Genomic DNA, 13,641 nt, shown 5'->3' with positions numbered 1-13,641 from the left:
AGCGTATATGGAAGTGTATAGGATGTAACAAAGCTTTTTCCATTATACCATCCCCGCCACCGGCAAGGTGAAAAAGAACCGACAGCCTTGCCCCAACGTACTCGTCACCCAAATCCGCCCACCATGCAATTCCACCAGCGCCCGACTGATGCTCAGCCCTAGCCCGGTGCCACCAATCTTGCGCGTATTGGTGTTATCCACGCGGTAGAAACGCTCCCAGATGCGTGGAAGATCCTCTGGCGCAATCCCAATTCCCTCGTCACGCACACTCACCACGATCCATTGCCCCACCGGATGATCCTCCGGCAGATCGCGGCGCTGCGCCTCGCGGATCATCAACTGGATCTCGCCACCCTCCGGGCTATACTTGATCGCATTGGTCAGTAGGTTGAAGATGATCTGCTTCACTTTGTCGCGGTCAGCATAGATTGGTGGAATTTCACCCACAATGTCAATCAGCAAGCGGTGTTTGATCAGTGATGTATTGAGTTGGGTGGTTAGTTCGTAGACAATGTTGGTCAGCGAGATCACCCAGCGATTCAGTTTGACCTTGCCCGCCTCAATGCGCGACATGCCGAGCAGATCTTCGACCAACTGCGAGAGCCGCTCGGCTTCATTAAAAACGGTGGTAATGAATTGTTGCCGCTCCTCCGGCGCAAACTCGCGGGTGCGCAACAGTTCGGTGTAGCCCAGGATCGAGGTTAGTGGAGTGCGTAGTTCGTGCGAGACAATCGAGACAAACTCGTTCTTCAGCCGATCCGCCTCGCGTTCGCGGGTCACATCACTCACCGCCCACAACCGCCCGGTGATACGATCCTTGCTGTCGCGGGTCGGTACCGCACGTAGTTCCAGATCTTGACGCGGGCTGATCAGATGCACCGTCGTGAGCAGATCATTGCCCGGTGTCCGCTGCATCTGATCGAAGAAAGCGGTCAGTTTGAGTGGCTCTTGCAGTCGTGGTAGCAGATGTTCAATCAGATCCAGCGTGACATGGAAGGTTTCGTGGTGCGCCACCCCGTGCAGACCCCACAACAGATCCCACGCTGGGTTGGAGCGCAGCACCTTGCCGTTGATGTCAATCAGTGCCAAGCCGGTGGGCAGATTGCTAAAGACCTGGCCTAAGTAGAGTGCGTTCTCAATCGCCTCCTGGTAGCGCAGCGCCCGACTGAGCGGCAACGCCGCACGCGCACACAACGCACGCACAAAGGCCAACTCATCCTCACCGAAGGCATCGGAGCGCGGGCTACTCAGGATGAGCACCGCCGCTGTTGCGGTATTGATGATGATCGGTGCGGCCAGTTCGGCGTGTAAGCCCGCGCTCGCCGCGTGCAACCCCGGCTCCACCGTCACATCGCGCACCAACAAGGCGCGCTGGCTGATCGCCGCCTGCCCCGCCAGCCCGTTATGGATACTCCAGCGCTGCCGGGGGTCACTCTGAAGGGTCGGCTTCACCTCAGCACTAAAGCCCTCAAAGGTATGCAACACCAACTCATCCTGCTCGTGATCCACCAGCGCCACCGCCCCCGTCTCAGCCCCACTGGTCTCCATTGCTTGCCGCAACAGCAAACTGAGCATCTCGTGCAGGTCAATCGCGGCATCCAGATTGCTCCGCAGCGCAAGCAGGCGCTGTTTATCATCACTGCGCAGGGTGATTCCGGTGGGCGTATCACTACTCCGTTCGGTACGCGCTAGGTACTCTGGCTGTGCGCCCGCCGCCGCAATCGCCGCTGCAAGTTGGGGCACCACGCCATGGATCAGCGCATCCGAGACCACCTGCACATCCGCAGCATCCTCGGCGCGCAGTTCGAGCACCCCCCACAAGCGCCCACCCCAACGGATGGCGACCCCCACATAGGCCGCCCGTGCTGCGGGCAACTGCGCTCCCGCCGTGCCCCCGATCCCTAACCCGATCATGCGGCGGGTGATCGCATCTTCACGCGCAACCGTCCGTGTCAACGAGTCGTTCCACGGGTAGGGCCATGCATCGGGCGAGTAGAAGTGCTGCCGACTACTTCCTGGGCGCGCCGATTGCAGCCAGCAGGTGATCCGCGCATCACGGTAGTGGATCTGCTCGCGCAATACCAAAAAGAAGTTGTGCAGTCGCAGGGGTAACGGCTCATCCGCCGCTAAGAGGCGCGCCACATCACGAAGGAGGCTCAATTCCTGTACCGATTGATCGGACTGCATTGCCATCGCTACTAGCCTATAGAGAGGGTGTGCGTGTCTATTGTATCCTAAGATATGCCCGCATAGCCCTAACCTCAACGCATATTCTTGCCGAAATAACCTATCGGCGCGTATAATACCCGCATCCGCTTAGAGTATGGGCAAAGCCACCTCCGGTGGGGGTTCGGGGGCGGCGCAGCCGCCCCCGAAGATCTCTTGTTTCTGATTTTTTGGCGGCGCAGCCGCCAAAAAATCAGAAACTTTGGGGTTTGGGGCGTAGCCCCCAGGACTTTACCCATCCGCTACACCTTGGAGGCAGAGACATGTTTACACTGATTGACCATATTGGGTTTGTGGTTGCCGACGTGGATGCGGCGATTGCGCACTACCGCCAGGCATTCGGTATCATGGAGTGGGAGCGCATTGCGCTGCCCGAACGCCACGCCGATATTGGCGTGGCCCGGATGGGCGACACGCTCCTCGAACTGATCGCCCCAACCTCCGAAGATGCCAGTTTTGCCAAGTTCCTGCGCGAGAAGGGGCCGGGGATACACCACATTGCCTATCGCGTTGATGATATTGCCGCTGCTCTGGCTGAGTTGCGTAGCCGAGGCGTGCCAATGATAGACCGCGAAGCCCGCCCCGGTATTCACAATACCCTGGTCGCCTTTGTCCACCCCAAGGCGGGCGGGCAGGGTGTTCTGGTTGAACTGGTGCAGCACCAGTCGGCCAGCCACGAGGAATCCCACGCATGACCAGCGACCAAGATGAGAATCGCCTCCTGCTCTGTAGTATGAGTCTGGGCTATACCGCCTACCATGTCTGGGCTACCCAGGCACGTCGTGAGCGGTACTATAACATCGCCCGGATCTTTGAGGCTTCGAGTATGGTCAAGCGCATCCGCGCCGAACGCGCCTTCGAGGCGCTCGGCGAGGTAGGGACGACGACGGAGAACATCCGCCGCGCCCTAGAGGGCTTGGAGCCAGAGACGGTGGCAACTGGCCCGGTGACGGGGACAACCCCGCTCTCACGCGATCTGATGAGTCGGGCGGCTCGTGCCCTTGCCGAGCAGCGCGATCTTACCGCCGAGGAGATCGGCGACCTCGGTGTGTGTGGCAACTGTGGCGAGTTGATCGAGGGCGATCTGCCAGATGTGTGCGCCATTTGTGGTACGGTGCGCGAAGGCTTCATCCGCTTTAGCGCAGCCGAATCGATGGGTGTCTTTGGCCCCAGCACGATCATGCGACGTTTGGAACAGACCGCTGCAACCCTGCGGGCGATTGTGGAGGGCTTGAACGATGCCCAACTCTCGTACCGCCCCATCACCCATTCGCTCAAGGAGTTGATTGGCCACCTCACCGATATGGATGTGGTCTTCCGCGAACGGGCTTGGCTGATCCTCGAAACCAAAAACCCACGCCTACCTAGCGCCCATCCGCCCACGTTGGCGCGTGCCAAGCCCTATAACGATCACCGGATTGCCGATCTGCTCGAAGCCTACCAGACGAGCCGTCACCAGACGATCAACCTGCTACGCGGCCTCACTCCGGCGGCGTGGCATCGCACTGGCTACCACGAGATCTTCGGTACGATTCCCCTCACCCATCAGGGTAACTGGGTTATCGAGCATGAGCGCGGCCACCTGATCGAGATGGCCCAGATCCGCCATGAACTCCTAGCCCATCAATCTGATCCCAACCCGCTCAAATTGCCCCAGAGCGTCATTCCTGAGGTGCTACGCGGGGAGTAGATGCGCCCTTGGTGGGCGAATCTGCCCCGGAAGATCTTTTTGTGTTGTTTTTTGACGGAACAGCCGCCAAAAAACAACACAAATTCGAGTTTGGGACGCAGCCCCAATAGCTTTGCACCATACCCTATCTTTATCGAGACCTACCAAGTTTTTGGTTTGTGGAATGTACCAACACTGTCAGTAAGTGAAGGTGGGAACTGGCTATTGCGGAGGATGTTTTGGCGGATTGGTTTGACGAACGAGGCATACTAGAGATTGAATCCGTCAACATAGATGATGGTGCGCATAGTTTTTCCAATATAGCAGAACCCCCATCGAGTACCGATGAGGGTTCGCGCCGCACCACCGAAGCGGTGCGGGGAGTGTAGATCCATGGTATCAGACCTGTACCTATATGTCAACAGGAACAGATGTGTTTATCAAGGTAAGCCCCAACCTTCTCACACATAACTCCGCTTCAACAAGCGCCGCACCAACTTGCGCGGCCCGCTGCGCAACGCCCGCGCCGCCAGCGCCGCAAAGAAGAGTCCGATCAACTTGGGGGTTGAGCTACGTGCCGCGACGAGGGCGCGCAGCGCTTCGGGGTCACGCAGTGGCAGCGGCGATTCCTCACGCACCTCCACCTTCAGATTGCCCGTCTGCCACTCGCGCTCGATCCAAAAGAGATCGGGCATACTACGCTGGAAGAAGTAGTAGGCCGGATTATACTCGTAGAGGTAGTCGAAGAGCTCGCCGAATGGCTCCTCCGGCTCCTTGGGGTGCAACACCAGCGTCTCGCCCTCCAGGTTCACATACCAGCGGTGGAACGACCAGTGGAAGAGCCGCTCGGCAATCTCGGAGGGGCTTTGGATGTAGCCCGCCTTGCAGGTGCGCTGAAGCTCATTGGCGAACTGCACCGGCTCATCCATATGCTCCAGGATGTGCGAACAGATCGCATACGCGAATGCCCCGTCCTTAAACGGCAAATGGTGTGCATCGGCCACCACAAACGGGCGATCCACCACTAAGTCGCCACCGCGCTCGCGGTTGTCGGAGCCAAGGAAGCGATCCACGAGCACATTCGAACGCGGATTGGGGTTGTCGCCGCTGCCAATCTCTAACACCAGCCCAGTCGCGGGGGGATTGAGTTTCTGTTTCATAGTTAGTTCAGGTCATCCCCGCTGAGGCTATCGCGCAGGATGTCAATATTCTCCAGAGCTAGGCCGGTACCAATCGCCACACACGAGGCGGGCTGATCGGCCACATAACAGGGAACCGCCGTCACTTCGGTGAGCAACTCGTTAATCCGGCGCAGCATCGAGCCACCACCGGTCATCACCATGCCCTTATCAATAATGTCCGAGGAGAGCTCTGGCGGCGTCTCGACCAGTACGGCGCGCACCGCACTCACAATTGCCTCCAGCGGCTCCTGGATGGCCTCGGTGATCTCGTTGCTATCTACCTCGATAGTGCGTGGCAACCCCGCCACTTGGTCACGCCCACGCACCTGGGCGGTTAACGGGCGCTCAAGCGGCAAGGCCGAGCCAATCTCGATCTTCACACTCTCAGCAGTCCGTTCACCAATCAGCATGTTATATTTGCGCTTGATATAGGCCGCAATCGCCTCATCAAACTTATTGCCACCCACACGCACCGAAGTACTGACCACAATATCATTCAGGGAGATCACCGCGACCTCAGTGGTGCCGCCGCCAATATCAATGATCAGATTGCCCGATGGCTGCGCCACCGGGATATTGGCCCCAATCGCGGCTGCCAGTGGCTCACGGATCAACCACGCCCGCGACGCCCCGGCCTCCAGCGCGGCATCACGCACCGCTCGCATCTCCACGCTGGTGACCCCGGCGGGGATACAAATCATCACCTCAGGTTTGGAGAAGCGGAAACGCCCGGTGGCTCGCCCGATGAAGTACTTCAGCATCGCCTCAGTCACTTCATAATCGGCGATCACCCCGTTGCGCATCGGACGTACCACCTCGATGCTCTCCGGCTCACGTCCTAGCATCGCCAGTGCATCCGCGCCCACCGCCTTCACCCGGCTATCGCGCTTGGAGAGCGCCACCACCGATGGCTCCGAGAGGACGATCCCCTTCCCCTTGACATATACCAGCACATTGGCTGTACCCAGGTCAATCCCGATCTTCCGCGCCATATATCCCTCTATATTCGTACAGACGTATGCGCCTGCGTGTTGTGTCGTGGTGCCATGATTGGCAGAGCAGGCGTCATTATACACCACAACGGGCGAGAGGTTGCCCTCTCGCCCGTTGGGGGGTGGGGGCAGCAAGTTGCCCCCGAAGATCTTTTTTGTTATTGTTTGGTGGCGAAGCCACCAAACAATAACAAAAACAGTCTACTGCCGCCGGATGTTCTTCATCTGGGCGACTTGGAGGCGCACGACCTCCTTACGCAGTTTGATTTCAGCCATCGCAATATCACGATCTGTCTGCGCATTCTTCAGCCGCTCTTCGGCCAGTGCGCGTGAACGCTCAGCACGGGCCTCGTCAATCTCATCGGCGCGCTCAACCGTATCGGCCAGAATGATGACCCGGTTTGACAACACCTCCATAAAGCCGCCCGAAACGGCAAAGGGGATGCGCTCACCATTCTTAATGATCGTCATCTCTCCCGGCTTGAGGATGGTCATCAGCGGCTCGTGACGAGGCAGCACGCCGATCTGCCCATCGCGGGTGGGGGCGTTGATTTGATCAACCTCTTCGGAGAGGACGACCTTCTCTGCGGTCACGATCTCAAGATGCATGGGCATAGATGTATTCCTTGTGGTGGGCTAGGGGTGGCCATGTGCCACCCCTAGAGCGCACCCCTACTTCTGTGCCGCGTCGTAGGCCGCCAGAACCTCGTCGAAGCTTCCCTGCATGTAGAAGAAGCCCTCCGGGATGTGGTCACCCTCACCGGCCAACACCCGCGTAAAGCTCTTGACTGTCTCGGCCACCGGCACATACTTGCCAGGACGCCCAGTGAACTGCTGGGCCACCGTGAAGGGCTGCGAGAAGAAGAGCTCGATCTTGCGGGCGCGCGATACGGTCAGCTTGTCATCATCGCCCAACTCTTCCATACCGAGGATGGCGATGATGTCCTTCAGGTCGCGGTAGCGCTGGAGGACGCGCTTGACATCCTGGGCCACGCGGTAGTGCTCCTCGCCCACCACGTGCGGGTCGAGAATGCGCGAGGTTGAGGCCAGCGGATCGACCGCCGGGAAGATGGCGCGCTCGGCGATGCTGCGCTCAAGCGAGATAGTCGCGTCGAGGTGGGCAAACACCGTCGCCGGAGCCGGGTCGGTGTAGTCGTCGGCGGGCACGTACACCGCCTGCATCGAGGTGATCGAACCACGCTTGGTTGACGTAATGCGCTCCTGCAACTCACCCATCTCGGTGCCCAGGGTCGGCTGGTAGCCCACCTGCGAAGGCATACGCCCCAGCAGCGAGGAGACTTCGGAACCGGCCTGCACGAAGCGGAAGATGTTATCCACGAAGAGCAGGATGTCGCGGCCCTCATCGCGGAAGTACTCGGCCATGGTGAGCGCAGTCAGACCGACGCGCAGACGCGCTCCGGGTGGCTCATTCATCTGGCCGAAGACCATGACCGTCTTGTCGAAGACGGTGGTCTTGTCGTCAATCTGGGATTCGCGCATTTCGGCGATCAGGTCGTTACCCTCACGCGAGCGCTCGCCCACACCGGCGAAGACCGAGAAGCCCGACTGCTCCTTGGCGATGTTGGCGATCAGTTCTTGGATGACCACGGTCTTACCCACACCGGCACCACCGAAGATGGCGGTCTTACCACCACGGGTAAAGGGGGCGATCAGGTCAATGACCTTAATGCCCGTCTCGAAGACCTGGGCCTCAGTGCTCTGCTCCTCAAACGAGGGTGGTGCGTTGTGGATCGGGCGGCGCTCGACACTGGCCGCTACCGGCCCGGCCCCATCAATTGGCTGGCCGAGCACATTAAACACCCGCCCCAGCGTTGCTGGGCCGACCGGCACAGCAATGGGGAGACCCGTATCAATTGCCTCTAGCCCGCGACGCAGGCCATCGGTGGTACCCATCGCCACCGCCTTGACATAGCCATCGCCAAGCTGCTGCTGTACTTCGCAGGTTAGCGATGCGCCACCATCGAGCGGAATTTCCAGCGCGTTATAGATTTCGGGGATCTGGCCAACTGGAAACTTGACCGTGACCACCACGCCGATAATCTCGACGATTGTCCCTTTTCCGTGCGACATTGTTATCCTCCGTCCGAGGGCAGGTTCCTGCCCTCGTTGGTTGCTACTCTGCGAGGGCGGCCGCGCCGGACGCGATCTCGCTCACTTCCTTGGTGATCGCGGCCTGACGTGCTTTGTTGAAGGTCAGGGTGAGATCCTTCACCAGATCCTTGGCGCTCTTGGTTGCATTCCGCATGGCGACCATCTGAGCCGAGTAGAAGCTGGCAATCGATTCCAGAATGGCCTGGTAGATCTGTGACTCGACATAGCGAGGCAGCACCTCGGACAACACCTCTTCCTGGCTCGGCTCATAGGTAAAGTCAGCGCGGGCACCGCTGGCCGGAGTTGGAGCCTCAACCGGTGCCAACTGCTTGATCGTGGCGCGCTGAACCAGGGTATTGATATACTCGCTATAGACAATATAGAGTTCGTCGTAGCGACCAGATTCAAATCCCTTGACGGCTTCAATCGCCACGCCAAGAATATCCTCGATCTTGGGGGCATCACCGATCTTCACCATCTCGCCCGCCAGCGTATAGCCTGAGCGCAGGATGAAGTCACGCCCCTTCTTGCCATAGGTAAAGACATCAACCTCGCGGCCCATGGCCCGCTGGTCAAGAATGAAACGTGCTGCTCGTCGCACCACGTTGGCGATCAGGCTACCACACAGGCCACGGTCGGGGGTGACGATAATCAACCCGACCCGTCGTACCTGGCTACGCTGCTCAAGGAGTGAACCCTTCTTCGCAGAACCAACCACGCGCACGGTCAGTTCACCAATCAGATCGCGCATCCGATCAGCATAGGGCCGGGCTGCCAGCACATTACGCTGGGCCCGGCGCATCTTGGAGGCTGCGACCATCTCCATTGCGCGGGTGATCTGGGCCACATTCTTGACTGAGCGGATGCGCCGCTTAATTTCTCGGCTACTCGCCATATGTCACTCCATTGCAGACCGTAGATGATAGATTGTAGACTGCCTACAATCTATCATCTACCATCTCCAATTAGTTGTAGTTGCTCGTGGCCTTAAACTCCTTGATTGCCGACTCGAGGGCGTTCTTGACTTCATCGCTGGGGAACTTGCGATCCAGCTTGTTGTCATCAATGAGTTTGCGCACCTCGGGGCGGGCCGTCTTGAGGAAGGCGATGAAGTCGTCACGCCACTGGGTAATCTTGGCGACTGGCACATCCTCAAGGTAGTTGTTGTTGGCTGCATAGAGCATTGCTACCTGATCAGCCACTGGTAGCGGGTTGTACTGGAGCTGCTTGAGCAACTCCTGGAGCCGCTGACCACGGTCAATCTGGGCCTTGGTGGTGGCGTCCAGATCCGAGGCAAACTGGGCGAAGGCCGCCAAGTCGCGGAACTGGGCCAACTCACCCTTCAGTTTCCCGGCCACCGAGCGCATCGCACGGGTCTGTGCCGCACTACCTACGCGGGAGACCGAGATACCGACGTTCAGCGCGGGGCGCTGGCCAGCATTGAAGAGGTCAGATTCGAGGTAGATCTGGCCGTCGGTGATCGAGATCACGTTGGTCGGAATGTAGGCCGACACGTCGTTGGCCTGGGTCTCGATGACTGGCAGCGCGGTCAGCGAACCGCCACCATTCTCGGCGTTGAGGCGCGCAGCGCGCTCCAACAGACGCGAGTGCAGGTAGAAGACGTCGCCGGGGTAGGCTTCGCGTCCGGGGGGGCGACGCAGCAGCAACGAAACCTGGCGATAGGCCACGGCGTGCTTGCTGAGGTCGTCATAGACGATCAGCGCATCCTTGACCAACTTGCCGTCCACCATGACCCCGTTCTCCATAATCTCCTCACCCATCGCACAACCGGCGTAGGGGGCGATATACTGGAGTGCCGCCGACTCGGAGGCCGAGGCGGAGACGACGATGGTGTAGTCGAGGGCACCATACTTCTCTAGCACACCCACAACCTGGGCGACCTGAGCACGGCGCTGGCCGATGGCGACATAAATACACACCATCCCCTCACCCTTCTGGTTGAGGATGGTGTCGAGCGCCACCGCCGTCTTCCCTGTCTGGCGGTCGCCAATGATCAACTCACGCTGACCACGACCAACCGGGATGAGGGCATCAATTGCAACGATACCAGTCTGGACAGGCATATCAACCGACTTACGGGTGATGACGCCAGGGGCGATGCGCTCAATCGGGCGCAGCGTATCGCTCTTAATCGGCCCCTTACCATCAACAGGCTGGCCGAGCGGATTCACGACACGACCGAGCAGGCTCTGGCCGACCGGTACCGAGATGACGCGCCCGGTGGAGTTGACCTGATCACCCTCTTCGATTGATACGGATTCACCGAGGATGATCGCGGCGACATTATCCGACTCGAGGTTGAGGGCGATACCGAAGATCGGCTCGTTACGTCCAGCCTTGACTGGGAACTCCAGCAATTCGGACGCGACGACATTCTCTAGCCCCTCGATACGTGCGACACCGTCACCAACAGAGGCGACCGTGCCGACATTTACTTGGCGCGGCTTGAGATCGACGCCCGCAGTAATCCCGGCCTTAAGCCGGGAGATAAGGTCTTCAGTGATAGTCATAGAGTAAATCTTCCTGAGTGAAGTGATAGGAGAGAGGGGACAGGGTCCAATAAACAGTTCTGGTCATTGAGCACATACGCCCCTCCGAACCTGTCCCCTGTTCCCTATCCCCTAACTGGTGATCATATTCCGCTGAATGGCGCTGAGGCGTGTACGTAGGCTATTATCGAGCACTCGGTCGCCAACGCGGATAATCAGACCGCCGATCAGCGACTCATCAACCGCGAAGGTAGCGCTCAAATCACTCCCATAGCGCGTGCGCAGGTCGGCAACAATGGTGGCCTGCTGCTCGACACTCAGGGCAACAGCACTGGTAACAACGGCGGTAAGCGCCTGGGCGGACGGATTGGCGGCGAGGGTGCTGAATGCTTGGGCCACATCAACGACCCGATCGATCAGTCCTTCTTTTGCTAGGCCAAGCAGGAAGTTACGTACCTGCGGCAGTGCATCGGCGGGCAGCGCAGCATTGATTTGCTGTGCTACATCACCAGAGGGAGCGGTGATTTTGGTCGCCGCCGCCTGCAACTGCTCAAGGGCCGCGCCGAATAGCGCGTCGTAGAGTGTCCCCGCAATCGCCTTGGCATCAACTGTGGTTGCCATATCGTTATCCATGAGGGTTGCCACCCATTGGCAGAACGAAGGGAGTTAGCCCCCCCTTCGTCAGCCTCCAGGTGGACAAAGCCCGCTAGTTCCGGCGATCCAGGGCGGAGAGCGACTCGGCGATCAGCTTATCGTGGCCCTTGGCCTGCAACTCAGCGCCGATCACCCGCGAAGCGGTGAGCGTCACCAGTTCGGCGATCTTGCCCTTCGCATCGCTCAGCAGCGTATCGCGCTCCTGGGATGCATTAGCACGAGCCTCTTCGCGGATGCGATCAGCATCGCGGCGGGCCTGGGCAATAATCTCGACCTCCTGCACCTTGGCCCGTTCGTGGGCCTGCGCTACAATCCCAGCGGCCTCCTGGCGTGCCTTGGCCAGTTCCGCCTCGTAGTCCTTCTTCGCATTGGCGAGTTGCTGCTTCACTTGATCCGCCTCAGCCAAGCTATCCTGTACGCGCCGGGTGCGCTCACTGAGCATGTTCAGCACCGGCTTGTAGAGGAACTGACCGAGCAGCCAGACCAGGAAGATCACATTGAAGAGCTGTCCTATCAACAAGCCCCAATTGATACCCAACTTGTCCACTGTTTACTCCTCATTTACGCCCGTTGCCACCATAAAGGTCACCAACGGGTGGGTCTGGTCGGATACAATTAGATAATCTTGAAACCGATCAGCAGACCGAACACGAGGCCGAAGATGAAGAGCGCCTCGGTCAGTGCGAAGCCGAGGAACATATAGGTGCGCACGAGGCCCTCAGCCTCAGGATTGCGGCCCATCGCCTCAATCGCGCTCCCGAAGATCATACCGATGCCCGCACCCGGGCCAACAGCGCCGATACCAATTGCCAGCGCCATTGCGAGAAGTCGCAACCCGTCGTCAGTCATTCCCGTCGCTTCCATTGCCGAATTCCTCCTAGAAAAGTGTATCTGTCAAGATGAGAGTGGCGGATCGCCCCCAACGAAAAACGCGATCTAGTGAGCCTTGGCCTCATTGCCAGCGTGGCTGTGGTCATCACCATGATCACCACCGTGGGCCTGCACCGCCAGCGCGGCGAAGACGACGGTCAGCACGGCGAAGATAACGGCCTGGATGAAGGCCACAAAGACCTCAAGGCCGTAGAAGGGCAGCGGCAACAAATAGGAGAAGAGGAAGATCATCACTGCGAGAACCACCTCACCACCAAAAATGTTGCCGAAAATTCGGAAGGCGAACGCGATAATACGCATGATCTCGGAGAAGAGCTCAAGTAGCCCCACAACGGTCATGATCACGCCTTCCTTGGCCGGGTTAATGAAGAACTTGCCTAGGTAGCCAATCCCTAGCGCCTGGAAGCCCCAGAACTCCACCATAAAGACCGCCACAATGGCGAAGGCAAAGGTGACGTTCAGGTCGGCAGCCGGAGCGCGCAAGAAGGGAACCATCAGGTTGCCGTTGTGATCACACGCACCGGGGAAGGTGGCTAGATCAACAATTGTGCCGCTGCCGTGCTCTTCAGTGGCCGCCTCGGTACTGTGGCTTCCCTCTGTGGCCTCGGTGTTGTGGCTCTCTTCCGCTGCATACGGGCGGCAGACACCGATGCTCCCAACCCCTGGCACTAGCGCGAGCATATTGCCAAAGAGGAAGAAGAGGAAGATGGTCATCGGCAGAGCAAAGAACTTCGCTACGTTCTTCTTGTCCACTCCACGCACAAAGTCGTAGAAGAACTCAATTAACAACTCGATGATGTTCTGGAACCCGCGTGGTACCATCTGGAGCCGCTGACCAATGCCAAATGCAATCCCGACCAGAATAGCATCTACCAGCAACGTCATCAAAACTGCGTTGGTGAAGGGCAAGATCGTCCCCGCCGAACAGTGCTCACCCTCAATCGTGCCGCCGATGCAGAAGAGTGGTTCTGCGGCGGCAGAGATGTGTAGGTCTTCCTTGGTCATCCGAAAGCCGAGGAAATACATGACGACACCAACAACCGCCAGTACTCCCAAGACTGTGAGGATCCGATTTCGCATCGTGGCGATCCCCTCTCCCTTTGATTAAATTGAGAACTCTTTCACAAACATTCTGCCTGAAGCACAAAAAAACGTCAACTGTTCGCCGCTAGTCGGGAGGGTGAGCAGTTGATATTCCTATGAGATGCCTAGCAGAAAATCGCCCGGAGTATACCATAGCTCAATGGGCGCTGCAAACGAGGAGTGAATATCGGATGTCACGAGAAGTTTTGCACCAACTATCAGCCGTTGGCTGAGTTTGCCGAAGCCGTATCCGTTCACGCCCCCCCAGCAGGCAGTAATTGTGGGGCAGGCTGATTCGCCCAATACGCCGTAACCGCAGCGAT

14 protein-coding genes are annotated in these 13,641 nt (G+C 58.7%); 2 read left to right on the top strand and 12 right to left on the bottom strand.

The genetic code is table 11. The features are described from left to right. Positions 1-42 precede the first annotated feature (42 nt). A complete protein-coding gene (locus EKD03_RS12095) occupies positions 43-2,187 on the bottom strand; it encodes an ATP-binding protein (RefSeq protein WP_238613505.1) in 2,145 nt (714 codons plus the stop codon). A gap of 302 nt (positions 2,188-2,489) precedes the next feature. Here EKD03_RS12095 and mce point away from each other — a divergent pair, with 302 nt between their 5' ends. Continuing rightward, the gene (mce, locus tag EKD03_RS12090) at positions 2,490-2,921 is read left to right on the top strand and encodes a methylmalonyl-CoA epimerase (RefSeq protein ID WP_129630920.1); all 432 of its coding nucleotides are present in this window, start codon (positions 2,490-2,492) and stop codon (positions 2,919-2,921) included. After that, the gene (locus tag EKD03_RS12085; protein WP_129630918.1) at positions 2,918-3,916 is read left to right on the top strand and encodes a DinB family protein; all 999 of its coding nucleotides are present in this window, start codon (positions 2,918-2,920) and stop codon (positions 3,914-3,916) included. The genes mce and EKD03_RS12085 overlap by 4 nt, the downstream gene beginning before the upstream one ends. 440 nt (positions 3,917-4,356) lie before the next feature. On the opposite strand, the gene EKD03_RS12080 is transcribed toward EKD03_RS12085, so the two are convergent. The 11 genes from EKD03_RS12080 to EKD03_RS18835 form a co-directional block, all read right to left on the bottom strand. Continuing rightward, positions 4,357-5,055: a class I SAM-dependent methyltransferase gene (locus EKD03_RS12080; RefSeq protein ID WP_129630916.1), complete on the bottom strand. Its 699-nt coding sequence runs from the start codon at positions 5,053-5,055 to the stop codon at positions 4,357-4,359. 2 nt (positions 5,056-5,057) lie between these two features. Further along, entirely contained in the window at positions 5,058-6,068 is a 1,011-nt protein-coding gene (gene mreB / locus EKD03_RS12075) for a rod shape-determining protein (RefSeq protein ID WP_129630914.1), read from the bottom strand. A 201-nt stretch (positions 6,069-6,269) separates the two neighbouring features. Continuing rightward, on the bottom strand, positions 6,270-6,683 hold the full coding sequence (locus tag EKD03_RS12070; protein WP_129630912.1) for a F0F1 ATP synthase subunit epsilon: 414 nt from the start codon (positions 6,681-6,683) through the stop codon (positions 6,270-6,272). 57 nt (positions 6,684-6,740) lie between these two features. Continuing rightward, complete coding sequence (gene atpD / locus EKD03_RS12065; protein ID WP_129630910.1) at positions 6,741-8,159, bottom strand: F0F1 ATP synthase subunit beta; 1,419 nt, start codon at positions 8,157-8,159, stop codon at positions 6,741-6,743. 43 nt (positions 8,160-8,202) lie between these two features. Continuing rightward, positions 8,203-9,075: a F0F1 ATP synthase subunit gamma gene (locus EKD03_RS12060; protein ID WP_129630908.1), complete on the bottom strand. Its 873-nt coding sequence runs from the start codon at positions 9,073-9,075 to the stop codon at positions 8,203-8,205. 70 nt (positions 9,076-9,145) lie between these two features. After that, positions 9,146-10,711 carry a F0F1 ATP synthase subunit alpha gene (gene atpA / locus EKD03_RS12055; RefSeq protein ID WP_129630906.1) on the bottom strand — a complete coding sequence of 522 codons (1,566 nt, stop codon included), beginning with the start codon at positions 10,709-10,711 and terminating at the stop codon, positions 9,146-9,148. A 111-nt stretch (positions 10,712-10,822) separates the two neighbouring features. After that, positions 10,823-11,311 (bottom strand): ATP synthase F1 subunit delta, encoded by a 489-nt coding sequence (gene atpH, locus EKD03_RS12050; RefSeq protein ID WP_129630904.1) that lies wholly within the window; start codon positions 11,309-11,311, stop codon positions 10,823-10,825. 85 nt (positions 11,312-11,396) lie between these two features. Next, complete coding sequence (locus EKD03_RS12045; RefSeq protein ID WP_129630902.1) at positions 11,397-11,891, bottom strand: F0F1 ATP synthase subunit B; 495 nt, start codon at positions 11,889-11,891, stop codon at positions 11,397-11,399. Between the two features lie 68 nt (positions 11,892-11,959). Beyond that, entirely contained in the window at positions 11,960-12,193 is a 234-nt protein-coding gene (gene atpE, locus EKD03_RS12040) for an ATP synthase F0 subunit C (RefSeq protein WP_129631000.1), read from the bottom strand. Between the two features lie 87 nt (positions 12,194-12,280). Further along, positions 12,281-13,315 (bottom strand): F0F1 ATP synthase subunit A, encoded by a 1,035-nt coding sequence (locus tag EKD03_RS12035; RefSeq protein ID WP_238613504.1) that lies wholly within the window; start codon positions 13,313-13,315, stop codon positions 12,281-12,283. A gap of 117 nt (positions 13,316-13,432) precedes the next feature. After that, positions 13,433-13,641: hypothetical protein (locus EKD03_RS18835; RefSeq protein ID WP_238613503.1), on the bottom strand; the 209-nt coding region annotated here is incomplete at its 5' end.

The sequence above is a fragment of the Candidatus Oscillochloris fontis genome, assembly GCF_004138135.1.
In the GTDB taxonomy this organism is placed as follows: domain Bacteria; phylum Chloroflexota; class Chloroflexia; order Chloroflexales; family Chloroflexaceae; genus Oscillochloris; species Oscillochloris fontis.
This window is presented reverse-complemented; position numbering and strand designations above follow the sequence as displayed.

Bases quoted from the DNA above. Each gene is read 5' to 3' on its own strand.
- EKD03_RS12095 (WP_238613505.1), bottom strand. From the start codon at position 2,187: ATGCAGTCCGATCAATCGGTACAGGAATTGAGCCTCCTTCGTGATGTG.
- mce (WP_129630920.1), top strand. From the start codon at position 2,490: ATGTTTACACTGATTGACCATATTGGGTTTGTGGTTGCCGACGTGGAT.
- EKD03_RS12085 (WP_129630918.1), top strand. From the start codon at position 2,918: ATGACCAGCGACCAAGATGAGAATCGCCTCCTGCTCTGTAGTATGAGT.
- EKD03_RS12080 (WP_129630916.1), bottom strand. From the start codon at position 5,055: ATGAAACAGAAACTCAATCCCCCCGCGACTGGGCTGGTGTTAGAGATT.
- mreB (WP_129630914.1), bottom strand. From the start codon at position 6,068: ATGGCGCGGAAGATCGGGATTGACCTGGGTACAGCCAATGTGCTGGTA.
- EKD03_RS12070 (WP_129630912.1), bottom strand. From the start codon at position 6,683: ATGCCCATGCATCTTGAGATCGTGACCGCAGAGAAGGTCGTCCTCTCC.
- atpD (WP_129630910.1), bottom strand. From the start codon at position 8,159: ATGTCGCACGGAAAAGGGACAATCGTCGAGATTATCGGCGTGGTGGTC.
- EKD03_RS12060 (WP_129630908.1), bottom strand. From the start codon at position 9,075: ATGGCGAGTAGCCGAGAAATTAAGCGGCGCATCCGCTCAGTCAAGAAT.
- atpA (WP_129630906.1), bottom strand. From the start codon at position 10,711: ATGACTATCACTGAAGACCTTATCTCCCGGCTTAAGGCCGGGATTACT.
- atpH (WP_129630904.1), bottom strand. From the start codon at position 11,311: ATGGCAACCACAGTTGATGCCAAGGCGATTGCGGGGACACTCTACGAC.
- atpE (WP_129631000.1), bottom strand. From the start codon at position 12,193: ATGACTGACGACGGGTTGCGACTTCTCGCAATGGCGCTGGCAATTGGT.
- EKD03_RS12035 (WP_238613504.1), bottom strand. From the start codon at position 13,315: ATGCGAAATCGGATCCTCACAGTCTTGGGAGTACTGGCGGTTGTTGGT.